The organism is Flavobacterium sp. DG2-3, from assembly GCF_030730925.1.
Classification (GTDB): Bacteria; Bacteroidota; Bacteroidia; order Flavobacteriales; family Flavobacteriaceae; genus Flavobacterium.
Window position 1 is genome coordinate 41,454 of the sequence record NZ_JAVAMB010000016.1, and the last position, 22,769, is coordinate 64,222.

Below are 22,769 nucleotides of genomic sequence, written 5' to 3' on the forward strand. Positions count from 1 at the left end.
TCTTTTTGTTTAAAACAGAAATTATTTTATAAAAATATAAAAATACTAGTGATTTTCTTAACATGTAGAAGATAGTTTCTATGTGTTAAAATATTCTTTGGTGTAAATGAATTCTATTTAAAAATCATGATTAATCTTTCACTTTCTGTTTTATGGAATTTTTTGAGTTTGTAATCTCCAAAAATGTCTAGAAGGAAAATTCCCGCTTCGTCCATTAAATCTTGAAAGTCTTTCAAAGTTAGTGCTTTTACTTTCTCTGTAAAATGATATTTTCGGCCTTGGTCTTCAAAATCAATTTCTTTTAAAATATGTCCGTCTTCAACATATCTTTTGATGTGAAAATCGATATCATCAACGGTTTTTATCTCTTCAGGAACCAGATTTTCAATAACGTTTGCCACGTTCATAAAATCAATAACGGCAAACCCATATTCAGACAAGCTTTCTTTAATTGCTTTTAAAGTCGTAAGGTTGTCATCATCACTTTCGAAATAGCCAAAACTGGTGAAAAGATTGAAAATAGCATCAAATTTTTCTTCAAAAGGCTCGCGCATGTCGTGCACTTTAAAATGAAGTGTTTCGTTGCTGTTTTTGCTAGCTTCGGCAATACTGTTCTCAGACAAATCGGCTCCTAAAACATCGTAGCCCAATTGATTTAAATAAATAGAATGACGGCCTTTTCCGCATGCTAAATCCAAAACTTTTGCTTTCTCAGGCAAGTTAAGATAATGCGTTAAATTGTCCATGAAAATTTGAGCTTCACGATAATTTCGATCCTTATAAAGAATGTGATAATATGGCGTATCAAACCATGAAGAATACCAGTTTTGATTGTCGTCTTCTTGATTCGGGATGGATTCGTTATGCTTTTGAGACATTTATTCTATTTCAATTAATTCAAAGTCCGGCAAATTTAGTGTATTTTTGCCGAAAAATAACTATTTCGCTATCATAGGTAACAGCGATTGGCTTTTTTTAATTGAAAAGAAATGGAAGAAAATTTTAAAATGATTGCCAAATGTTTTTTTGGCTTTGAAGAAATATTAGAAAACGAATTGCGCGCACTTGGGGCTCAGGATGTTGAAAAAGGTGTGAGAATGGTGAGCTTTAAAGGAGATAAAGGTTTTATGTATAAAGCCAATTTATCTTTGCGTACTGCACTTAAAGTCTTAAAACCAATTTATTCTTTTAGAGCCAATAATGAGCAGGCTTTGTACAAAGGTATTTCGGGTATGAACTGGTCGAAATATTTAAATGCCAATCAGACCTTTGTGATCGATGCAACGGTGCATTCTACTTATTTCAATCATTCTGAATTTGTTTCTCAGAAATGTAAAGATGCGATTGTAGACCAGTTTAGAGAAAGAACGGGACAAAGACCAAGTATCGATAAACAGCATCCAGATTTACGTATTAATATCCATATCGATAGAGATCAGGTTTCTGTCGCTTTAGATACTTCTGGAGCTTCACTTCATCAGCGTGGTTATAGAACGGCTACCAATATTGCGCCTATTAATGAGGTTTTGGCGGCTGGAATTCTTTTATTGTCAGGCTGGGACGGACAAACTCATTTTCTAGACCCAATGTGCGGTTCTGGAACTTTCTTGGCAGAAGCGGCAATGATTGCCTGCAACATTCCAGCAAACATCAACAGAAAAGAATTTGCTTTTGAAAAATGGAAAGATTGGGACAATGATCTTTTTGATACTATTGTTGACAGTTTAATGAAAAAAACGAGAGAGTTTCATTATACGATTAAAGGTTATGACAAAGCGCCAAGTGCTGTCAGTAAAGCCAAAGACAATATTAGAAATGCCAATTTAGAGGATTATATTTCTATACACGAAGAAAATTTCTTTGATACAGAAAAAGAAACAGAAGGTAAACTGCATATTGTTTTCAATCCGCCTTATGATGAGCGTTTAGATATCCACATGGAAAGATTCTACGCTAGTATTGGAGACACTTTAAAGAAAAATTATCCAGGAACAAACGCTTGGTTTATTACAGCCAATCTAGAAGCCTTAAAATTCGTAGGATTAAAACCTTCAAGAAAAATCAAACTTTTCAACGGAAGTCTTGAAGCACGTTTGGTAAAATACGAAATGTACGAAGGAAGTAAGAGAACGAAATTTCAGGTTTCTGAATAGTGACAAAGAAACAAAGGTTCAAAGAGGCAAAGTGAAAACTTTGTCTTGAAAATTTGATTTTTAAAAATATAATTAACTAATAGTTCAGATGTTTAAAGTTTAAGAAGCAAAAGAAAAACTTTGCCTCTTTGAACCTTTGTAACTTTGCAACTTAAAATAAAAAACATGTCAAAACTACAACTACGAGCTTTTTTATATCAATTAGCAGCTTTTGCAATCTTGTTTATTGCATTTCGATTTTTAATTGCGGCTTATACAGGATTAACTGGAATCTGGATTCCGCTGACGGCTTTTGTAATTGGAACTATTGTTGGGCCTAAATTTCAAGCTGTGAGAACCAAAGATGGTGAAAAGCTTTTTATGAAATGGCTTTTTATAAAAGGAATCAAAGAAATTCAATAATATAAAAATGGTTATATGAGGAAAATTGGACTTATTGGCGGAATCAGCTGGGTTTCTACATCAGATTATTATACTTTAATAAATAAAGGAATCAATGAAAAACTCGGTGGACTAAATTTCTCTGAGTGTCTAATTTACTCTTTTAATTATGCCGATATTAAAAAGAATAACGATGCCAACGATTGGGATTCGACTTTTACGATGCTTTTCAAAGCTGCAGAAGTTTTAAAATCGGGCGGGGCACAAGCTATTGTTTTATGTGCCAATACCATGCATTTAATTGCTGATAGACTACAGCAAGAAATTGGTATTCCTCTTATTCATATTGCAGAAGAAACAGCAATAGAAATCCAGAAAAAAGAAATCAAAAAAGTAGGTTTGCTGGGAACGAAATTTACAATGGAATTAGATTTCTTTAAAGACAAACTTGCCGAGAAAGGAATTGAAACTATAATTCCAGAAAGTGAAGAAGTGAAAGATTTTATTCACTACACTATTTTTGAAGAATTAGGAAGAGGAATTGCAACCGAGGAAACGAAAAAACGCTATCTGGAAATTGCAAACGAATTAATCAAAAACGGAGCAGAAGGCATTATTTTAGGATGCACCGAAATTCCGCTTGTAATAAAAGAAGGCGATTTAATTGTTCCTATTTTTGACACTACTTTAATACATACAAAAGCAGCGATTAACTTTCAGTTAGCTTGAAAAAAGGTGATAAGGTCCTAAGATGCTAAGGTTCTAAGTTTTCTTTTAGTGTCGTAAAACAGAAAAGCCTCAAATTCAATTTCTTGAATTTGAGGCTTTTTTGCTTAGTTCCTTAGCACCTTAGTATCTTAGTAGCTAAAAAAAACTACTTTTTCTTCTTCTTCGCTTCTTCTATTTTGGCATTTTCAGATGCCATTGTTTTTTTCTTGTAAATCGGAATAAAGTAAGAAACAGTGTAGTTGAATCCAACTCCAAAACTTCCGTCGTACGTTCTATTAAATCCTGGAATATAGAGATTTTCAAAATTGCCAGGTTCTTTATTCATAGCCAAAAGTTTAAGTTGGACACCAAAACCAACAAATACATTATTAAAAACTTTCGCTTTTAATCCTAATGCAACTTCAATCCAAGCAGCTGTAAGTCCGCTGTACTTTTGGCCTTCATTTATTGGTGGTAATTCTCCCCAATACGGATTTGGATTGTAAATTTTATAATTAATCAGTTCTTGACTAAAAGTACTGAATCCGCCACGCATTCCTATCGTGATCAGGTTTTCCATATCTAGCCAGTTTTGGTAAAAATTATAGTCAAAACCTGCTTTTACATAAGTTCCAGTAGCGGAAGAAGTCAAACGGTCGTCTTCTGTAGTTTTGTCTTCAAAACCCAATTCAGCTGCCAAATAATATTTTTTCGTTAATCGCCAGTCTCCAACAAACTCGATTCCTTTATAATCTTTGTCATATAGTCCGCGAGTAAGTTTGTATAGATCAACACCAACACGAAGTCCGTATCGATCTGTCTTTACAACGCTGTCTTTTAAAATTTCCTTTGGAGCTTCCTTAATTTCAGGTTTAGCCGTTTTTACCTTTTCTGTCTTTGGTTTTTGGGTCACTGTTGAATCCAAATTTTTAGAAATCTCAGGCACATCCTGAGCATAACCTAAAAACATTGAAAACAATAATGAAATGCTAGAAATAAACTTTAATGTGTGTTTCATTTTCAGATTCAATGTTAGGGTTTTCTAAATCAATTCTAGTCATCCAGACAGTATCTCCATCAGGATCAGTACGAATAAAAGGATCGGTGTTATTTAACTGGAAAATAGTTTTAAAGCCGCAAGCCCTTGAAACATATACATTTTGTGTACTATAGTTAAATTTAAGCACATCAGTATTAACCGCAGCAGGATTTGTGTTTAAAGAATCAAAAGTAAGCTTGAAAGTTGTGGTGCTATCATTTACTTTTAATGGCAGTAATACTTGGCTTCCGTTGGTTACATATCTTAACGTGTCATCAGCAGCAAGGTTTTCGTTAAAAACAATTCCCTGCTCCATTCCCTCGCCAATAACTTGTAAGTTGGTAACGTTTTTAGTTTTTGTCGGATTGGCACTATCATAAAACGTAATCACCAATCTTGGTGTAGTTGGTGTGTTAGCATCACAGATATCATCTTTCTCACAGCTGGATAAGCCAAAAGTAAAGAGCAGTAAAATAGCGATTATTTTTTTCATGTATTTTTTATCGAAGTTCTAAAAGTACAACATTTTCAACATGATGTGTCTGCGGAAACATATCTACAGGTCTCACACGAGTTACTTTGTATTTTTCGTCCATTAAAGCCAAATCACGCGCCTGAGTTGCAGAATTGCAGCTTACATAAACGACTTTTTCTGGAGCAATTTTTAAAATCTGTTCCACCACGTCTTTATGCATTCCGTCACGAGGCGGATCTGTAATAATTACGTCTGGTTTTCCGTGCTGAGCAATAAAAGCTTCATTAAAGACCACTTTCATATCACCAACAAAAAACTCACAATTTGTAATATTATTGCGTTCTGCATTAGCTTTAGCATCAATAATTGCTTCAGGAACACTTTCTACTCCAATTACTTTTTTCGCTTTTTTAGAAACGAACTGAGCAATAGTTCCTGTTCCAGTATACAAATCATAAACGACTTCATTTCCTGTAAGACCAGCAAAATCTCGAGTTATTTTGTACAATTCATAAGCTTGGTCAGAATTGGTTTGGTAGAAAGATTTTGCATTAATGCTAAATTTTAAACCTTCCATTTCTTCCAGAATGTAGTTTCTTCCTTTATAAAGCACAACATCTTGATCGTAAATCGTATCATTTGGCTTTCCGTTTACAACATATTGCAATGAAGTAATCTGAGGGAATTTCTCGTATAAATGATCTAGGATTAATTCTCTATTTTCTTTATCTTCTTCAAAAAACTGAATCAGAACCATAATTTCTCCAGTAGAAACGGTACGAATCATTACCGTTCTTAATAATCCAGAATGTTCTCTCGGATTAAAAAACGCTAAATTATGTTCGTTTGCAAAAGCTCTGATTTCGTTACGAATAGCATTTGAAGGATCTTCTTGTAAATGGCATTTGTTAATGTCAAGAATTTTGTCCCACATTCTAGGGATATGAAAACCTAAAGCATTTCTATTGCCTAAATCTTCTGTGCTTCCAATTTCTTTTTCAGTAAGCCAACGGCTGTTAGAAAAAGAGAATTCCATTTTATTTCTATAGAAAAACTGTTTCTCAGAACCTAAAATATCTTCAAATTCTGGAAGTTCAATTTTTCCTATTCTTTGTAAGTGATTTTTAACTTCATTTTGTTTAAATGCAAGCTGCTGGCTGTATTTCATATTTTGCCATTTGCATCCTCCACACACTCCAAAATGTTCGCAGATTGGATCTACTCTATATTCAGATAATTCATGAAATTTTACAGCTTTACCTTCGTAATAAGCCTTTCTTTTTTTTAATGTCTGCACGTCTACAACATCTCCAGGTACCACATTCGGAATAAAGATTACTTTTCCGTCAGGTGCTTTGGCTACTGAAACTCCTTTAGCACCAGCATCAAGAACTTGAATTTGATGAAAGACAATTTTGTCTGTATTTTTTCTTCCCATAGCGCAAAAATAAGCCTTTGAAAACTTTTACAAATTTAATTTTAGAAAAAATTTAGAAATTCTTCAAAATATTAGTTTAATTGGGTATAAAACTTAATTTTGTTTTCGTAATAACCCCAATAAAATTGCATATTAACCTACACATCCATTTCTTTTTATGAAGTTGTATCATAAACTCTCACAAATCAGCTTTCTTAAAAAAAGTTATGCTTTTAAATTTTTATTTGTTGCTTTTATCGGTATCCATATTCCTTTAATCGGAATCTTGTTTTTTGTTTTATTTTTCGAACATAAGATATCATCGGCATCCATTCTTGTTTTTTCTTTAATTATGACATTGCTGGCAACGGCAGTAACGCTTTTGGTTTTAAACAGGCTTATAAAACCAATTGCAACAGCCTCAAAAGCTTTAGATGATTACAGAAGTTCAAGAAAACTTTCTGCATTGCCTACGGGATACACAGACGAAGCTGGATTGCTTTTGTGCAACATACAGGAATCTATTGATGAAGCCGAGAATTTTATTAACGAAAAACAGGATCTTATCTACATGCTTTCGCATGATTTGAAGAATTTTGCAGGAAATCCGCAAGGTTTAGCCAAGCTAATTATAAGTGAAAATCCGTCTGAATCTATTAAAAATCTAGCCGAATTAATTTGCGAATCGACTGATCTTCAGTTTAGATACATCGAAAATTTTATCAAATTGCTGAAAGAACAAGACGAAATTGCAAAAGTAAATCATGAGGTTAAAAAAATCTCATTTTCTACTATTATTCCTTTTATAAACGAACAAGTAGAACAGCGTTTATTTGATAAAAATATAAAACTTGATTTGGCCGTAGAATGTGCCGAAGCAAAGCTGAAAATAGACGAAGGGCTTCTGGTTCAGGTATTGGTAAATTTAATAAGCAATGCCGTTAAGTTTTCTTATTTTGATAGTGAAATCAAAGTCAGAATCTTTTCTCAAAATTCAAAATTGATTTTTACAGTTAAGGACAGCGGAATTGGATTTGATAAAAACCAGATTGAAGAACTGTTTAAAAAATTCACAAAAATGAGCCGACTCGGAACCGCAAGTGAAGGTTCTACCGGAATTGGACTGTATTTGTGCAAGAAGATTATTGAAAGAAATAATGGACGACTGACTGCATCAAGTGAAGGGAAAAATAAAGGAGCTGAATTTAAAATTGAATTTGATGTCTAATTCTTATAAAAAAGCTGCTAAGATATTTTCTTAGCAGCTTTTTCATTTTAATATAAAACAAAACCGAAATATAATTGCGGTTTATTATCAATGCATTTTACACCTGTCGGAACCTTTGGGTCTGTGCAAGGAGGCATTACGTCTGCATAAAAGCCCCATTTCTTATTAATGTATGCTTTATATGCATTATACTCTTTAATTTTTTTCTCCAAAACAGCCAAATCTACTTTTTTGGAATATAAAATAAATCCTCCAGTTGGCGAACAAGGGGTGTCATACATTTTTACAAAACCCCATTCTTCAGGATTGGAGCAGGGTTCGGTGTCAACTTTTGAATAGGTAATAATGTCGTTGTACAAACTTTCAAGTTTTGCGTTGTCTTCTTCTTGTGTTGTACCGTCATCATTGCTGCAAGAAAAGCAGGCGAGCGCAGCAGCTAATAAAATAAAACTTAGTTTTTTCATGGTTAATGATTTATGATTAGTTTTATTATTAGATATGCTGATAAAGAAAAGGTTGCGTAGAAGTTGTAAGAAAAAAAACGCCTAAGAGATGGTAAGGTTCTGAGCTTCTAAGCTACTAAGAAGAAACTAAAGAGCTTAGAAGCTCAGCATCTTAGTAGCTTAGAACCTTTAAAAAAAACTACCAAAGCTGATGAACAGAAGGTTTGATGAGATCAGTATAAATTTTGTTCATTGCACTAATCTGCTCCGAAGTTAATTTTGGAGTATCATAAACCGATAAATTAGAAAGAACATGCTCAACTTTTGAAGCGCCTGGAATAATACAGCTAATTTCATCAAAACTTAAAATCCACTGAAGTGCAATTGCTGCCAGGTTTTTTGATTCTGGAAATAAAGCTTTTAATTCTTCAACAGCTTTTAAACCTAATTCGTAATCAATTCCAGAGAATGTTTCGCCTTTATCGAAAGCTTCTCCGTTACGATTAAAATTACGGTGATCCTGAGAGTCAAAAGTGGTTTTCGAATCAAATTTACCAGTTAAAAGCCCGCTTGCTAGTGGAACTCTCGCTATGATTCCAATGTCTTTCTTTTTTGCTTCCGCGAAAAATAATTTAGAAGGACGCTGACGAAACAAATTGAAAATAATCTGAACAGTAGTTACATTTGAATACTCAATCGCTTTTAAAGCTTCTTCGACTTTTTCCACACTTACGCCAAGATTAAGGATTTTTCCCTGATCTTTTAATCGGTCAAAAAGTTCAAATATTTCCGGACGATAGTAAACTTCTGTCGGAGGACAATGCAATTGAATTAAATCAAGCGTTTCTAATCCAGTTCTTTTTAAACTGTCTTCAACAAATTTTTGAAGCACTTTTGGCGTATAGCCTTCATTAACATGCGGATTAATCTGGCGTCCACATTTTGTAGCTACAAAAATTCGTTCAGAACGAGAGCGAACGACTCTTCCAACAGCAGTTTCGCTTAATCCGTTTTCATAAACGTCGGCAGTATCAATAAAGTTTACACCGTTATCGATGGCAGTATTCAAAAGTTCGTCGGCTGTTTTATCATCAAAACCCGATCCCCATTTCCCGCCAACCTGCCAAGTCCCAAGTGAAATTTCAGATATATTAAAGTTTGTTTTTCCTAGTTTTCTGTAGTGCATGTTTTTTTCTTTTAAGGTTCAAAGTGACAAAGAGGCAAAGTGACAAAGATTAGAACTTTGGATCTTTGTCACTTTGTACCTTTGTCTCTTTCTCAGTCAAATAAATCCGAAGACAAATATCTGTCGCCTCTATCGCAGATAACGGCAACTACAACTCCAGATTCTAATTGTTCGGCGATTTTTAGGGCAACGGCAACAGAGCCTCCGCTGCTCATTCCTGCAAAAACGCCTTCTTCAAGCGCTAATCTTTTGGTCATGGCGCGTGCTTCTTCTTCGCTCACATCTACCACCGTATCCACTTTAGAAGCATCAAATATTTTAGGAAGATATTCTTGTGGCCATTTGCGGATTCCTGGAATCTGAGAACCATCGCTTGGCTGTGCGCCAACAATCTGTACATTTGGATTCTTTTCTTTTAAATAAGTAGAAGTTCCGATAATGGTTCCTGTTGTTCCCATAGCCGAAACGAAATGAGTTACCGTTCCGTCAGTGTCGTTCCATATTTCAGGGCCTGTTGTTTTGTAGTGCGCTTTCCAGTTGTCATCATTTGCAAACTGGTTCAACATCAAATAACCGCCTTGTGCTATTTTTTTATCTGCATAATCTCTAGATCCGATAATTCCTTCGCTCGCAGGCGTAAGAATCACTGTAGCGCCATAAGCACGCATAGTTTGAGTACGCTCTTTTGTGGAATCTTCAGGTAAAACCAATTCGATTTCGATGCCAAATAATTGCGCAATCATAGCAAGAGCAATTCCGGTATTTCCGCTAGTTGCTTCAATTAATTTATCTCCTTTTTTGATGTCGCCTCTTTCCAATGCTGCGGCAATCATATTGTATGCTGCTCTATCTTTTACACTTCCTCCAGGATTATTTCCTTCCAGTTTCAGTAAAAGTTTTACATTTTTATTTTTAACTAGATTGACCGTTTCCATTAATGGAGTGTTGCCAATTAGGTTTAATAATTTATGTGAATTCATGTTATTTTTTTTTCTTTTATTTTAACTTCAGTGGTAGTGGTGTTCATCACAATAGAATTTTCTGGAATCGATTTTGTAATCCATGCATTTCCTCCAACAATACTATTTTTGCCAATTACGGTTTCGCCGCCTAGAATAGTAGCATTGGCATAAATGCAGACATTCGCTTCAACAGTTGGGTGTCTTTTTGCGTTTTTCATCTCTTTGCTTACACTTAAAGCGCCAAGCGTAACACCTTGATAAATTTTTACGTGTTTTTTTATAACCGTAGTCTCACCAATAACAATTCCCGTTGCGTGATCGATAAAAAATGGCGATGCAATATCAGCACCGGCATGAATATCGGTACCCGTAATTCTATGCGCATATTCGCTCATTAATCGAGAAAAAAGTAATAAATCAAGATGGTATAGTTCGTGGCTCAATCTATAAATAGCGATGGCATAAAATCCAGGATATCCTAGATATACTTCATCGATACTGTTTGAAGCGGGGTCATTTTCAAGAATATATTCGGCATCCTGATTTAGTTTTTCTAAAACTCCAGGAAGTTTTTCTAGAAATCGGTCCCAAATAGATTCGCATAAATTTTGAGGCTTTTTGCAGGCTAAAACAGCAATTTCTTTAAAACGAAATTCTAGTTCGTCAATGCTTTCATCCAGCGCCGCATTAGAGTCAAAAAGCGTGTAAAAAAGCTTTTCTGTAAAGTCTTCTGTTTTGGTTTTAATGCCGTAATTTATGTGTGAATGGCTCTTTAAAGCTCTTATATTTTGTATGATAGTGTCTTTTGTCACAATGGTAAAAATGAATGAATAATTTTGGAACGTTAAAAGTAAGGCGTTTTTTGGAAATAAAATCACGATTTAACTAAAGAAATTTTCTTTGCAAAGTTAGATTTGTGATAAAAAATGAATTTCAAACCATTCTTTTTTATGCAATTCTTAAGAAGTTAATTGCGTAAATTAGCTTTCAAAACATTTTAAAATGGAAAAAAACGAAACATCCAAAAGTGCTATTTCTGGGCTTTCTTTAAGCGAAAATGAGAAAATTTACGGACGAGCAATACATGATCCTATTTTGGGATTAATAAAAAAAGAATACCCTGATTTTAGCCCAGAAGATTGCATTTCTATAAACGAGCTGAATGTGTATCGCCAAAAATACATTTCCAATTATCTTTCTACTGAAATTGGAGCGCTTTCTGCCATGGAGAAAAACGTTATTTCATCATTAAAAGAAGATAAATCGATCGTAAGTATTGTTGAAGATGAGGAAGAAACTCGAAACCTAGGCCAAAAAGTAGCTGATAAAGTAGCGGATTTTGGAGGAAGCTGGACTTTTATCATTTCTTTCGTAATCTTTATTTCGATTTGGATTGTCTCGAATGTTTATATTTTTCTAAACAAAGGTTTTGACCCGTACCCGTTTATTCTTTTAAACTTGATTCTGTCTTGCGTTGCCGCTTTGCAGGCGCCTGTTATCATGATGAGCCAAAACCGTCAGGAAGAAAAAGACCGCAATCGAGCAAAAAAAGACTACATGATCAATCTGAAATCGGAATTGGAAATTAGATTAATTCATGACAAAATTGATCATTTAATTATGCATCAGCAGCAAGAATTAATCGAAATCCAGAAAGTTCAAATCGAGATGATGAATGATATTCTGGATCAGATTAAGAAATAAAGGTTTTGAAATTCCAATTTTTGAAATTCCAAATTCCAAAGAGCGTAGCGATTTTTGGAAAATCTAAAATCTAAAATCTAAAATCTAAAATCTAAAATCTAAAATCAAAAATAAAAGTGTTTGAAATAATAACCGGCAATCATGAAAATGAAATTTACGACTGCTATTTTCCAGATCATTTTTTTGTAATTTCTGGATTTGTCTAAGAAATGAAATGCGATAAAAATGCTGAGTAAAAGGCAGGTGTAGATCGCTGGATACATTTTAAAAGCGGCTGAAAATTCGCCTTGAAAAAGTAAGAATAAAGATCGCTGAAATCCGCATCCTAAACAGTCAAAACCAAAGACGGTTTTGAACAGGCAGGGAAGCATATATTTCTCTAAACTCATGGCAGATCTTTTTTGCAATTTTACTAAAAAAATATGACAAACGTTTAGAGGGGTATAGAAGTAGTACTTGAAAGTTTCATACTTTTGAAATCTTAAAATAAGGAATAGATGAAAACTTTTAAAATAATAATAATGATTCTTGCGATTTCGGTTGCGTTATACGAACAGGTTTCGGAAGAAAAAAACATCTATATCATGATTGGTGCAATTGTGGTTTTTATGTTTGGAATGATGCAACTGAGTGCAAAAACACCAAGTAAACATAACGATAAAGAAGAGTAGGATGCTGACAAAAGGAGATAAGGTTTCGGTACTCGACGAAGCCATAAACGGAATCGTTGTTTCGGTTAAAAATAATGAAGTTTTAATTGAAACAGAGGATGGATTTATGATGACATTTTTAGTCAATGAGTTGATTAAATTTCAAGAAACCAGTGATTTAATGAATTCTATTAAAAGAATTGATTTAGATGAAGCTTCAAAAGATAAAATCGAGCCAAAACCGAGAAGTTTTGTAAAAGAAAAGAAAGAAAAACGCGATGTTGGTGTTCCAGAATTTGATTTGCATATCGAAAAATTGGTTCCTAATAAACGCGGAATGTCCAACTACGATATTTTGACACTGCAGACCGAAACGGCAAAAAGACATATCGAATTTGCGATAAGAAACCGCATTCCGAAAATCGTTTTTATTCATGGTGTTGGTGAAGGAATTTTAAAAGCAGAACTTGATTTTTTATTGGGCCGTTATGACGGAATTGATTTTCAAGATGCCAATTATCAAAAATATGGTCTTGGAGCGACCGAAGTTTATATAAGGCAAAACAATAAATAAAGAGGTATTTCTTAACTGCACAAGCTTCATTTTAAAGCATAAAAAACGTCTGTTTTTTGTCCTGATTTCGTTGTAAAATCATTTCAAAAAACAGACGTTTTTTTGTAAGAATTATTTCTGCCGATTTCTTTTAGAAAGAGATGCTTTTAGTTGGTTACAGTTCGAGTAATTTTTCCAAGAAGAAAACTAGTTCCAAGTTGAAAATTGCTCTTTCCTTTTTCTAAAATTACATTTCTAAGTACGATTGTGTGCGTGTATGTTTGTGCGGTAAGAGTCGTTGTCACTTCAATAATTCCGCTTTCATTTGGTTTGCCAAGCTGACCTGTCCAAGTCTCTTCAATTGCAGGAGCACTTGGCTGTGGTGTAGCACAAATAAAGGCTGGAGTAATAGTGCCTGTTTCATCTTTGGCAACTTTATAAAAAACTTTGTTTTGTGTAGCGGTTATTAAACTTGTACGTGGTTGGTTACTAGGGGTAACTTCATTGACAAGTAATGCTGGGTCAATATCATCAATAGATAAATAGAAATCAACATTATAATTGTAAACCCTTTTTATATCGGTACACTCATGAGCAGCATTGTTCGGATCCGTTAAGAAATTTAAATTGGCTTGATCAACGTTAACAGTATATTTTCCAAATGCAAACTCTGCCTCTGTTTGGTTTCCAGATGGTTTTGCAAATGTTATATTTTTAAAAATAATACTGTGCTCATAACCATTTATTCTTGTACTTCCTTCTATTGGACCAGCCACTGGAAGTTGACTCGTTACAATTTCAATTAAACCATCGATTCCATTCCATTCTTCTGTTACTCTTGGAGTAGTTGGCGGAATTGCACCGCAAATATTAGTTGTTGCAACGGTTCCGTCATAGGCTCTATACACTACACGATAGGAACCGCTACCTTTTGAGTCAATTGTATAAATGTTTGTTCCAGGCTCATTTTTAATTGCTCCTTCTGGCATTTGAAGCAATAATGCTTCTTGAGATTTTAATTTATAAATCAAAGTATTTGTTGTAGGATCGCAGGCTTGAGAATTTTCAACATCTGCAAAATCTATTTGGTCTACAGTTAAATCTCCATCATCGCATCCATTCAAGAAAAGAGCAAATAATAGGAGGGCAGCATATTTTTTCATCGTAAAAATTATTTGGGTCAAAAATAGTGAAAAAATTGCCAAATGATATTTAAGATTTGACAATTGATATTTCTTAACTTTGCAACAATGAAAAAAGTATATCTAGATAATGCCTCAACAACTGCCATGCGTCCCGAAGTAATTCAGGAAATGACAAAAATAATGCTTGAGGATTACGGAAATCCGTCGTCTACGCATAGTTTTGGACGAAATGGTAAGACAATATTAGAACTTTCAAGAAAGAGTATTGCAAAGCACTTAAATTGCACGGCTCAAGAAATTATTTTTACTTCTGGTGGAACGGAAGCCGATAATTGGATTCTGCGCTCTGCTGTTGAAGATTTAAAAGTAGAAAGAATTATTACTTCCAAAATCGAGCATCATGCCGTTTTGCATACCGTTTGGGTGCTTCAGGAAGAATATAATATTCAAGTCGATTATGTTAAGGTAAATGCAGACGGAAGTCTAGATTTAACGCATTTGTCTAATTTATTGGCCGACGAAAAAAAGACTTTGGTAAGTTTAATGCATGTAAATAACGAAACAGGAGCTATTTTAGATTTAGATCGTGTAAGCGTGATTTGCAAGCAATATAACGCTTTGTTTCATTCAGACACCGTTCAGTCTATCGGGAAAACAGAAATCGACCTGCAAAAGACTCCTGTTGATTTTATTTTAGCGAGCGCTCATAAATTTCATGGACCAAAAGGCATCGGATTTGCTTTTGTTCGAAAAAATTCGGGTTTGCAGCCATTACTTTTTGGAGGCGAACAAGAAAAAGGTCTTCGTGCTGGAACCGAAGCGGTGCATCAGATTGCCGGAATGGCAAAAGCTTTGGCTATTTCGTATGAAAAGCTAGATGAAGAAAGAGCCTATATTTCAGAATTAAAAAACTATTTGATTGAACAATTAGAAATTCATTTTCCAGATTTTAGAATTAATGGAAAAAAAGACGATTTCTATAATATCATCAATATCATATTGCCTTTTTCTTCAGACAAAACTTCGATGCTGCTTTTTAGTTTGGATATGAAAGGAATTGCGGTTTCTAGAGGAAGCGCGTGCCAATCTGGAAGTATAAAACCTTCTCATGTTTTAAACGAAATGCTTTCGGAGACGGATTTAAAATTACCAAATCTCCGAATTTCATTTAGTCATTACAACACCAAAGAAGATATCGATTGGCTGATTGAGAGTTTGAGTTCTGTTTGATGCTAAGCTACTAAGGTTCTAAGTTGCTAAGTTCCTAAGATCTTATTAAATATCAACTACGTTTGTGTCAGACTGAGCGGAGTCGAAGTCATTATTTTCTAATGACTTTTACTTGCGAATCGTTGGTTAATTTAATTATCGTAGAAGATTTTCCGTTTATTTTATCTTGGTTTAGTTTTACCACATAATCAACTCCATTGATGATTTCTGGGCTAATGTCTTTGAAAGCAATTGGTGTAGGCTGTCCTGAAATATTGGCTGAAGTAGAAACCAAAGGCTTTTTCATTCTTTCCATTAATTTGTAGCAGAAAGGTTCTTTTACTAAACGAACTCCCAGAGATTTGTCTGCTGCAATAATATTTGGAGCAACATTTCTAGCATCATCCAGAATTAAAGTAGTAGGTTTATCAGAGAGCTCCCAGATTTGCCAAGCCACTTCAGGAATGTTTTTAAATACGTTGTACATCATCTTTTCGCCATTCATTAAAACAATCATGCTTTGTGTTTCGGCGCGCTGTTTCAATTTGTAGATTTTAGCAACAGCTTCAGCATTGGTGGCATCACAGCCAATTCCCCAAACCGTATCTGTCGGGTACAAAATTATACCTCCATTTTTAATTACTTCGTATGCGTTGATGATTTCCTCGTTCATTTGACAAATTATTTTTAAGATTACAAAGTTATAAATTTTACTTGTAATTGCTTTTGATCGTATTTGTAAATAGAAAATCTATTACTCTAATAAAAAAAGAGATGTTTATGGTTTTTTGGCTGAAGATTTTAGTTTTGTTTTAGCCAATTCCATCATCGGGTGCTCAATGTATTTGAATGCCAATTGGCTGATAAAAATTAACGGAAAAACACAGCATGCTATAATAGACCAAAATTCCAAATCAGTTAATTTTTTAGCTCTTTCAAATCCGATAATAAAATAGAAAACCACAAATAATAAAGTTCCGTGGAGCAAATAAATACTATACGTAATTTGTCCAAATTTGCGCGAAAAAGCACTTGATAGAATTCCGAAGAAATTATTTCCAGATGCAATTATGATAAATACTATCGAAGTGATAATGATCGGGATTGGTTTTCTGCCGCTATTGAAGAAATAAATAGAGCATGCAATTAGAATAATAGCTAGAAAAGTATATTTTTTCTGTTTTAAAACACTTCCAAATATATTTTTATTAATTAATACAGCTGCAATAATACCGCCCAAAAAAGGGAAGAAGTGCCTTAAAGAAGATCCGTTTATAATCATGATAAGAGCAGCTGTTGCAGTAAATAGTATTAATGTCTTGTAATTTGTTTTGATTTTAAAAAATAGTGCGATAAGAGGCAGTAAAAAGTAAAAAGCCCATTCGTAAGGCAATGTCCAAGTTACGCCAGCGTTTAGCAAGTAGCTATCTTCTAATCCGTTAATGTTTAATCCTTTTTTAACATTAAAAAACAGCCATGAAAGTATGCTTTTTATGTTTTCAAATAAAGGAATTTTTGAGGTGAAATTGGTTAAATAGCCGGCAATAAAAAAGATAATGCCAACAGAAACGAGATACATTGGGAAAAGTCTATATGCACGCGCACTGATGTAAGCTCTCCAATTGATTTTTTTGTTTTTACTGTTTATTAATTTTAAAGTGAATAAAAAAGCAGTGATTACAAAGAAAAAAGCAACAGTAGTTTGTCCAAAATGATTAAATAAATTGGATTTTGGTTCATTCCATTCGCCGCTTTGAAGAAAAAATCTCCAGATATAGCTATGGTGCAAGAAAACAAAAAAAGCGAGATAACCTCTTAAGCCATCAATTTCAGGATAACGCACATCTACTACATCTATTTTTACCAATTTGTTTGTTAGCAGTACAGAAATAATTAAGGCAAATAGGATGAAAACTAAATAAATAGTAAATGTCATTTTTGGAAATAAATTTATTTGTGGATTTTTTTAACAGTTTTTAAACTTTTGCAAACATAGTGAACCGATTTTGCATGCAAAAATATTACGGTTAAAATTATCTTAAATAAATTGAATCTTACAAGACAAACTTTTGAGCCTAATATTATAGAGTATTATTCTCTAGTATAACATGATTTGTCCAGCCTTTTAAAGTGTATTGATTTAAAATCACATCTGGAATTTTTTCATATTCGTTTTTGAAAAAATCCATTGGAATGAACGGATTTTTTTCATCAATAATTAAAATGTTATTAGGGTTATAAAAATCGTAATTTTTAATATCCGCATTGGTGGTGATAAGTTTTTTTTCTAAACCTAAACTTTCAAAAACTCTAAAAGTAAGTCCGTTTTGACAAAGTCGGTTAATGTCTAAAAGGACTTTTGAGCGGTTGATGTAATCATTCACTTCGCTCAAAGGCATATGGCTTCGTATGTAAGTAATATTTTCGTCATTGTCCTGTTGTTTTTTATCGTAAACAATGAATTTGAATTTTGCATTTTGCGAAGCCAAATTTGCTGCAATTCTTTTTAATATCGGAAGTCTTTTGTCGATCGAGCTAATGTTAAAAACATCGTATTCGAATTGATCGGTATGAATTGCGTTTTCTGAATTGTAAATCCAGTTTGGAGCAAATTTTAAATTGAAATTTTCGCAGTCTTCTTTTTCAAAAGAATAAACTTCATCAAAACAATGCAAAACCCTTTTAATTTTTGGACAGCGATAAATATTATCATTAAAAAAGCCAATCGATTTTTTAGTGTAATTTTTAAATTCTAAAATGCTTTTTGGTGTTATAAAATCGCCTTTTATTGTTAAAATCACATCTTGAACCTGATCATTTTTCTTTAATTCATTGACGATTTCTTTTCCGTAATGCTGATGTTTTAAGTTTGTTTTGAAGAACGCTTTTAAGATCACATTGTACGCTTTATGAAATACAGAAGGATATTTGTATTTGAAAGTGTTGAAGTCAATATGACGAACAATATGGCCCTGTTTTTCTAAGTCAGTAGCGATATGTTTGTTGAGTCCCCAGTTGTCTAAACTTATAAGAGTAATATGCATTATCTTGAAAATAGTTTTTATTAGTTGGTAAAACTAGCTAAATTTGCTGAAACAATTTTTATGATTTTAAGATTAAATCGCGGATATGAAAAATTTGAAAATATTCTTCTTGAATATATTCGTTTTTTCAATACTAAAGGAGAAGACTTTGTAATTGGCCAGCGCAATCAGATAAAACTTTTTGATTTAGACGATAAAAAAATCAATATCAAATCGTTTAAAGTTCCGCATCTTATCAATAAAATTGCATATAAATACTTCAGAAAATCAAAAGCAAAGCGCTCTTTTGAGTTTGCAAATAAATTGTTAGAGTTAGGCGTTGGAACTCCAAAACCAATTGCATTTGCTGAGTTTTCGTCTTTTATAGGTTTAGAAAAAAGCTTTTATGCAAGCGAACAGTTGGAATGCGATCTTACCTATAGAGAATTGGTAGAAATTCCCGATTTTCCAGATCGCGACAATATTTTGAGACAATTCACCAAATTTAGTTTTGATCTTCACGAAAAAGGAATTGAATTCTTAGACCATTCGCCAGGAAATACTTTAATAAAAAAGAATGCCAGCGGAAATTATGATTTCTTTCTGGTAGATTTGAACAGAATGGAATTTCATGATGCTATGTCTTTTGAAATGCGTATGAAAAACTTATGCCGACTAACTCCGTTGAAAGAAATGGTGGCGACAATGAGTAACGAATATGCTAAATATTATAACGCGCAACCGGAAGAGAAGATTTTCGAAACTTTATGGAAAGATACTTCCGATTTTCAAGAGAAGTTTTACAGAAAAAAACGACTGAAAAAGAAACTTAAATTCTGGAAGAAGTAAGTCTTCTTAATTCTTTATAGCGAATAAAAACGCTATAAGCATTCAAATAACATATAGTAACGCCTTTTCCTCCGTCAAGAAAACCAAAACGGATTAGAAATTGGTACAAAAAAGTATAGAAAGGATGTAAAATCTGTAGTAAGAAATATGGTTTTATTCCTTTTGCAAATTTTTCATTCGCTTTCAGGATTCCATAATTATACATTTTCGATTTATAATCTGAATAAGAAGAATACGAAAAATGTATTATTTTGTTTTTTAAAGTAGAAATTGGTCCATTTACGATTAATTTTTCATGAACGGTTCTTTCTTCATTATATCGACATTTTGATTTGTTAAAAAGTCTGAAAATTTTATCAGTCTGCCAGCCGCTGAAATTCAGTCTACTCTCTTTAAACATAAAAATGCGATAGATAAAATAGGCGCTTGCGGCGTTTTCAGAATCAATGGCTGTAATAATTTCAGATTTTAATTCAGATGTCAATCTCTCGTCAGCATCAATAAATAAAACCCATGGATTTTTAGCTTGATCTAAAGCAAAATTTCGCTGAGAAGTATAATCAATAAAAGTATTCTGAATGAGTTTTACATTTTTAAAAGAGTCAACAATACTAATCGTTTTGTCGGTACTATAAGAATCAACAACAATGATTTCGTCAGCAAAATCAATATCTTCTAGAAGCGATTTTATATGCTGTTCTTCATTAAGCGTAATAATCAATACTGATAATTTTTGCTTTTCATTATTCATTGGTGCGGTCTTTATTTTCTCAATTTTTATATTCTTGAAAATAAGTCTCTAATTTTTTAAGCATAAGTTCCAACGGATATTCAGCATAATATTCAAAAGTATGATCTTTAATGTATTGTTCGGTATGCTTTTCGTAGATTTCAGGTTTTAAATCTTTTAAGTGAACCGAAACATTTTTGGCTTCATTTTCGAATAATTGCCAAGTTTCTTTTCGAACAGAAGGCGTAAAAATAGAAAAAGTCGGAATTTCTAAGGCTTTTGCCATATTTACAGCGCCTCCTTCGTTTCCTATCAGCATTTCACATTGAGACAATATTGCTAAAAACTGACGTAAATCAGTAGCGTATAAATCAAAAATAATATGCTTTTTAGTTTCTCCAGAACAATAATTGTAAACCTCCAAAGCTTGCTCTTTTTGGTTTGGAATATAATTAAAGAGAATAGTAGCGTTTGTCTTGGCTACTGTAAAATCAATAATTTTTGCCATTCCTTCAAGCGGATAGGTTTTGTAATGCTCGCTTCCTAAAATTCCAAACATAATAAGCGGCTTTTCATGATCAATATTGTAGCTATTTAAAAGCTGTTTTGCTTCTGCAATTTCAGAATCTTTTAAAAAGATTTTTGGCTTTACATTCGTTATTTTTTCAGTAAAAAATGGTTTCAAAAGCAACAATCGGTTTTCAATCGCCAAACCGTATTCTGATTTTATGGCATCAAAACGCTCGTAGCTGTAATTGTAAAAAATATTAGAATACCATTTGTGGTACGAAACTTTATATTTTGCTCCAGAGAAAAAAGTGATCAGATTCGTTCCTAATTTGCTGTATACATCTATTACAGCATCATATTTTTTTCTTCGAATTTCAAAAATGAATTTAATAAACCCAAAAGTCGATTTTCGGATTTTATTAGTTACCGGAATAATGTTATCAATATTCGGATTTTCTTTCAGAACATCAATCGAATTAGGATAACACATATAGTCAATTGTAGAGTCAGGGAACTTGGCTTTTAAATTATTACAAATAATTGTGCTCGTCAAAACGTCTCCAATTCTTTTTTGTTGGATAACTAATATTCTCATTTGTTTTTGTGGTATCAATTTTCAAGGCTAAAGTACAAACTATTTTATGAAGTGTACAAGTGATGGCATTAATTAAGATTAAACTAAATTAAAAAGTTATATTTTTGTGCTCAACAAATTAAAATTTACAATGGGAATTAGCGGTTTGGTTATTACTTTTAATGAAGAAAAAAACATTGGAAAATGTATAGATGCCTTATTTAAAGTTTGTGACGAAGTTATTATTGTAGACTCTTTCAGTAAAGATCGTACAGTCGAAATAGCGAAAGAAAAAGGAGCGCAGGTTGTTCAGCAGGCATTTTTAGGAGATGGTCCGCAGCGTACACACGGATTGCCTTTTTGTAAAAATGACTGGATTTTAAATCTCGATGCAGACGAATTTTTAGATAAAGATGCTGAGGAATTTATTTTGAAGAAAAAGTATCTGGAAGGAAATTATGATGCTTTCAGCTTTAGAGTTAAAAACTTTTTAGCAGATAAATTAATTGATTTTTCAGGATGGTATCCAGATCATAAAGTTCGTTTTTTCAATAAGCAAACGGCTCATCCTTCAGATTCTAAAGTGCATCAGAAAATCGTAACTAAGAATGAAAAAAAGGTTTCAGTACACATTCTGCATTACGGATGGGATTCTTTCGATCAGATTATTGCTAAAAAGAATCAATATTCTGGTTGGCATGCACAACAATTGTTTGATCAAGGAAAAAGAATTAATGCTTTCAAACCTGTCCTTAACGGAACTGTAGCTTTTATTCGCTGTTATTTCTTCAAAAAAGGAATCTTTAATGGACTTGACGGATTATCAATTGCAATGATTCAGGCTTTTTTCTCTTATATGAAATACGCTAAACTTATTAAGCTTCAAAAAGTAAAAAAAGGAAACTAGGGTTTTTAATTGCTTACTTGAAAATTTAAGTAAAAATTTAGAACACATGAAGCTTTAGATTTAGGAGAAGCTCATGTGTTCTTTTTATTATTTGATTATTCAAATGTCATTATTTATATGATAAAATTTCTCTTCATTAAAAGCAAATCTTATTCGATTAAGAATAATTAGGGGAGTTTTTTCCATTTTCCGTTTAATACTGTTTAGAAAATAAGCCAAGTCTTTCTTTTTGTTTACCCAAGAATCTTCCCACCAATGAATACAGATTGTGTTTTTTGTAATGCAATCTGAAGAGAATTTTTCAAACCAAGCAAACGGATAGAAATACTCGGTTGGAAGTAAGAGAACTTTTTTAATATGTTGTCTTTTATATTTATTCAAACCATATTTATACAAAACGCTGGTTACAATTGGAGGTCCGCCCATTGCATTAAAATGTAATCTTTGTTTACGTTCAGTAGCTTTAATACAATCCAGTATAAAAGAACTTTTTTTTACTGCTCCAATTACTGCTGAGTTCAGAGGATATTTGTTTTCTAAATTTGTCTGAAAACCTACGAAAGAATCCTCATTAAGAAGTTCTTCGAAATCTTTAATAATTTCTATATCAGTGTCTAGATAAATTCCTCCTTCGGTGTAAATGGAGTACAATCTCATATAATCTGATATGAACGACCATTTTTTTTGTTTATATAATATTTTTAAAAAAGGAAGCTTGTCAAAAGGAGTATTTGTTTCATCCCATTTTTTTATTTCATAACCCGGAAGATTTTTGCTCCAAGATTGAATGCAATTTTTTATAACATCATTATACGCACCTCTTCCATACCAACAAAAATGTATTTTTTTTGGAATCATTATTTGTAATTTAATTAATAATATTTTGATTGTAAAAGCGTGGTATTATTATGTTTTACAAGAAA

26 protein-coding genes are annotated in these 22,769 nt (G+C 32.9%); 10 read left to right on the top strand and 16 right to left on the bottom strand.

Annotation, left to right across the window (positions count from 1 at the left end; genetic code table 11):
* Positions 1 to 113 precede the first annotated feature (113 nt).
* Positions 114 to 878 (bottom strand): bifunctional 2-polyprenyl-6-hydroxyphenol methylase/3-demethylubiquinol 3-O-methyltransferase UbiG, encoded by a 765-nt coding sequence (locus Q9Q97_RS18400; RefSeq protein WP_306159775.1) that lies wholly within the window; start codon positions 876 to 878, stop codon positions 114 to 116.
* A 111-nt stretch (positions 879 to 989) separates the two neighbouring features.
* On the opposite strand from Q9Q97_RS18400, the gene Q9Q97_RS18405 reads away from it, so the two are divergent.
* The 3 genes from Q9Q97_RS18405 to Q9Q97_RS18415 all read left to right on the top strand — a co-directional run bounded on the left by Q9Q97_RS18405 (position 990) and on the right by Q9Q97_RS18415 (position 3,263).
* On the top strand, positions 990 to 2,153 hold the full coding sequence (locus Q9Q97_RS18405) for a class I SAM-dependent RNA methyltransferase (RefSeq protein WP_306159777.1): 1,164 nt from the start codon (positions 990 to 992) through the stop codon (positions 2,151 to 2,153).
* A 165-nt stretch (positions 2,154 to 2,318) separates the two neighbouring features.
* Positions 2,319 to 2,555: a hypothetical protein gene (locus Q9Q97_RS18410; RefSeq protein ID WP_125719469.1), complete on the top strand. Its 237-nt coding sequence runs from the start codon at positions 2,319 to 2,321 to the stop codon at positions 2,553 to 2,555.
* A 15-nt stretch (positions 2,556 to 2,570) separates the two neighbouring features.
* Entirely contained in the window at positions 2,571 to 3,263 is a 693-nt protein-coding gene (locus Q9Q97_RS18415; protein ID WP_306159779.1) for an aspartate/glutamate racemase family protein, read from the top strand.
* 145 nt (positions 3,264 to 3,408) lie between these two features.
* Here the strand turns inward: Q9Q97_RS18415 and Q9Q97_RS18420 are convergent, their stop codons facing one another.
* Genes Q9Q97_RS18420 through rlmD form a run of 3 tightly spaced genes read right to left on the bottom strand, consistent with a single transcriptional unit; the run spans position 3,409 to position 6,194 of the window.
* On the bottom strand, positions 3,409 to 4,260 hold the full coding sequence (locus Q9Q97_RS18420) for a DUF6048 family protein (RefSeq protein WP_306159781.1): 852 nt from the start codon (positions 4,258 to 4,260) through the stop codon (positions 3,409 to 3,411).
* On the bottom strand, positions 4,232 to 4,774 hold the full coding sequence (locus tag Q9Q97_RS18425; protein WP_306159783.1) for a DUF6452 family protein: 543 nt from the start codon (positions 4,772 to 4,774) through the stop codon (positions 4,232 to 4,234). The genes Q9Q97_RS18420 and Q9Q97_RS18425 overlap by 29 nt, the downstream gene beginning before the upstream one ends.
* A gap of 7 nt (positions 4,775 to 4,781) precedes the next feature.
* Positions 4,782 to 6,194: a 23S rRNA (uracil(1939)-C(5))-methyltransferase RlmD gene (gene rlmD / locus Q9Q97_RS18430; protein WP_306159785.1), complete on the bottom strand. Its 1,413-nt coding sequence runs from the start codon at positions 6,192 to 6,194 to the stop codon at positions 4,782 to 4,784.
* A gap of 157 nt (positions 6,195 to 6,351) precedes the next feature.
* Here rlmD and Q9Q97_RS18435 point away from each other — a divergent pair, with 157 nt between their 5' ends.
* Positions 6,352 to 7,401 (top strand): sensor histidine kinase KdpD, encoded by a 1,050-nt coding sequence (locus Q9Q97_RS18435; RefSeq protein ID WP_306159786.1) that lies wholly within the window; start codon positions 6,352 to 6,354, stop codon positions 7,399 to 7,401.
* A gap of 47 nt (positions 7,402 to 7,448) precedes the next feature.
* Here Q9Q97_RS18435 and Q9Q97_RS18440 read toward each other — a convergent pair whose 3' ends face one another.
* The 4 genes from Q9Q97_RS18440 to Q9Q97_RS18455 form a co-directional block, all read right to left on the bottom strand.
* Complete coding sequence (locus Q9Q97_RS18440; protein ID WP_306159788.1) at positions 7,449 to 7,865, bottom strand: hypothetical protein; 417 nt, start codon at positions 7,863 to 7,865, stop codon at positions 7,449 to 7,451.
* Between the two features lie 178 nt (positions 7,866 to 8,043).
* The gene (locus Q9Q97_RS18445; RefSeq protein ID WP_306159790.1) at positions 8,044 to 9,030 is read right to left on the bottom strand and encodes an aldo/keto reductase; all 987 of its coding nucleotides are present in this window, start codon (positions 9,028 to 9,030) and stop codon (positions 8,044 to 8,046) included.
* Between the two features lie 92 nt (positions 9,031 to 9,122).
* A complete protein-coding gene (gene cysM, locus Q9Q97_RS18450) occupies positions 9,123 to 10,010 on the bottom strand; it encodes a cysteine synthase CysM (protein WP_306159792.1) in 888 nt (295 codons plus the stop codon).
* Positions 10,007 to 10,804 carry a serine O-acetyltransferase gene (locus Q9Q97_RS18455; RefSeq protein ID WP_306159881.1) on the bottom strand — a complete coding sequence of 266 codons (798 nt, stop codon included), beginning with the start codon at positions 10,802 to 10,804 and terminating at the stop codon, positions 10,007 to 10,009. Before Q9Q97_RS18455 ends, cysM begins: the two co-directional genes overlap by 4 nt.
* A gap of 190 nt (positions 10,805 to 10,994) precedes the next feature.
* Between Q9Q97_RS18455 and Q9Q97_RS18460 the strand changes: the two genes are divergently transcribed.
* A complete protein-coding gene (locus tag Q9Q97_RS18460; RefSeq protein ID WP_306159794.1) occupies positions 10,995 to 11,696 on the top strand; it encodes a DUF1003 domain-containing protein in 702 nt (233 codons plus the stop codon).
* Between the two features lie 104 nt (positions 11,697 to 11,800).
* Here Q9Q97_RS18460 and Q9Q97_RS18465 read toward each other — a convergent pair whose 3' ends face one another.
* Positions 11,801 to 12,085 (bottom strand): DUF2752 domain-containing protein, encoded by a 285-nt coding sequence (locus tag Q9Q97_RS18465; protein ID WP_306159796.1) that lies wholly within the window; start codon positions 12,083 to 12,085, stop codon positions 11,801 to 11,803.
* 132 nt (positions 12,086 to 12,217) lie between these two features.
* Between Q9Q97_RS18465 and Q9Q97_RS18470 the strand changes: the two genes are divergently transcribed.
* Both Q9Q97_RS18470 and Q9Q97_RS18475 read left to right on the top strand, forming a co-directional pair.
* On the top strand, positions 12,218 to 12,367 hold the full coding sequence (locus tag Q9Q97_RS18470; RefSeq protein WP_306159887.1) for a hypothetical protein: 150 nt from the start codon (positions 12,218 to 12,220) through the stop codon (positions 12,365 to 12,367).
* A 1-nt stretch (position 12,368) separates the two neighbouring features.
* Positions 12,369 to 12,920: a Smr/MutS family protein gene (locus tag Q9Q97_RS18475; RefSeq protein ID WP_306159798.1), complete on the top strand. Its 552-nt coding sequence runs from the start codon at positions 12,369 to 12,371 to the stop codon at positions 12,918 to 12,920.
* A gap of 146 nt (positions 12,921 to 13,066) precedes the next feature.
* Here the strand turns inward: Q9Q97_RS18475 and Q9Q97_RS18480 are convergent, their stop codons facing one another.
* Positions 13,067 to 14,062, bottom strand: coding sequence for a hypothetical protein (locus tag Q9Q97_RS18480; RefSeq protein ID WP_306159800.1), 996 nt, complete (start codon positions 14,060 to 14,062; stop codon positions 13,067 to 13,069).
* Positions 14,063 to 14,149: 87 nt separating this feature from the next.
* Between Q9Q97_RS18480 and Q9Q97_RS18485 the strand changes: the two genes are divergently transcribed.
* On the top strand, positions 14,150 to 15,274 hold the full coding sequence (locus tag Q9Q97_RS18485) for a cysteine desulfurase family protein (protein WP_306159802.1): 1,125 nt from the start codon (positions 14,150 to 14,152) through the stop codon (positions 15,272 to 15,274).
* Positions 15,275 to 15,365: 91 nt separating this feature from the next.
* Here the strand turns inward: Q9Q97_RS18485 and Q9Q97_RS18490 are convergent, their stop codons facing one another.
* The 3 genes from Q9Q97_RS18490 to Q9Q97_RS18500 form a co-directional block, all read right to left on the bottom strand.
* The gene (locus tag Q9Q97_RS18490; RefSeq protein WP_286967642.1) at positions 15,366 to 15,926 is read right to left on the bottom strand and encodes an L-threonylcarbamoyladenylate synthase; all 561 of its coding nucleotides are present in this window, start codon (positions 15,924 to 15,926) and stop codon (positions 15,366 to 15,368) included.
* A 105-nt stretch (positions 15,927 to 16,031) separates the two neighbouring features.
* On the bottom strand, positions 16,032 to 17,189 hold the full coding sequence (locus Q9Q97_RS18495) for an acyltransferase (RefSeq protein WP_306159805.1): 1,158 nt from the start codon (positions 17,187 to 17,189) through the stop codon (positions 16,032 to 16,034).
* Positions 17,190 to 17,334: 145 nt separating this feature from the next.
* Positions 17,335 to 18,297, bottom strand: a complete 963-nt coding sequence (locus Q9Q97_RS18500; protein ID WP_306159807.1) for a hypothetical protein — start codon at positions 18,295 to 18,297, stop codon at positions 17,335 to 17,337.
* Between the two features lie 60 nt (positions 18,298 to 18,357).
* On the opposite strand from Q9Q97_RS18500, the gene Q9Q97_RS18505 reads away from it, so the two are divergent.
* Positions 18,358 to 19,125: a lipopolysaccharide kinase InaA family protein gene (locus Q9Q97_RS18505; protein WP_306159808.1), complete on the top strand. Its 768-nt coding sequence runs from the start codon at positions 18,358 to 18,360 to the stop codon at positions 19,123 to 19,125.
* Here the strand turns inward: Q9Q97_RS18505 and Q9Q97_RS18510 are convergent.
* Positions 19,106 to 19,876, bottom strand: a complete 771-nt coding sequence (locus tag Q9Q97_RS18510) for a glycosyltransferase family 2 protein (RefSeq protein WP_306159810.1) — start codon at positions 19,874 to 19,876, stop codon at positions 19,106 to 19,108. The genes Q9Q97_RS18505 and Q9Q97_RS18510 overlap by 20 nt on opposite strands.
* Before the next feature lie 19 nt (positions 19,877 to 19,895).
* On the bottom strand, positions 19,896 to 20,960 hold the full coding sequence (locus Q9Q97_RS18515; protein WP_306159811.1) for a glycosyltransferase family 9 protein: 1,065 nt from the start codon (positions 20,958 to 20,960) through the stop codon (positions 19,896 to 19,898).
* A gap of 130 nt (positions 20,961 to 21,090) precedes the next feature.
* Here Q9Q97_RS18515 and Q9Q97_RS18520 point away from each other — a divergent pair, with 130 nt between their 5' ends.
* The gene (locus Q9Q97_RS18520; protein ID WP_306159883.1) at positions 21,091 to 21,846 is read left to right on the top strand and encodes a glycosyltransferase family 2 protein; all 756 of its coding nucleotides are present in this window, start codon (positions 21,091 to 21,093) and stop codon (positions 21,844 to 21,846) included.
* 99 nt (positions 21,847 to 21,945) lie between these two features.
* Here the strand turns inward: Q9Q97_RS18520 and Q9Q97_RS18525 are convergent, their stop codons facing one another.
* Positions 21,946 to 22,704 (bottom strand): glycosyltransferase family 32 protein, encoded by a 759-nt coding sequence (locus Q9Q97_RS18525; protein WP_306159813.1) that lies wholly within the window; start codon positions 22,702 to 22,704, stop codon positions 21,946 to 21,948.
* Between the last annotated feature and the right edge of the window lie 65 nt (positions 22,705 to 22,769).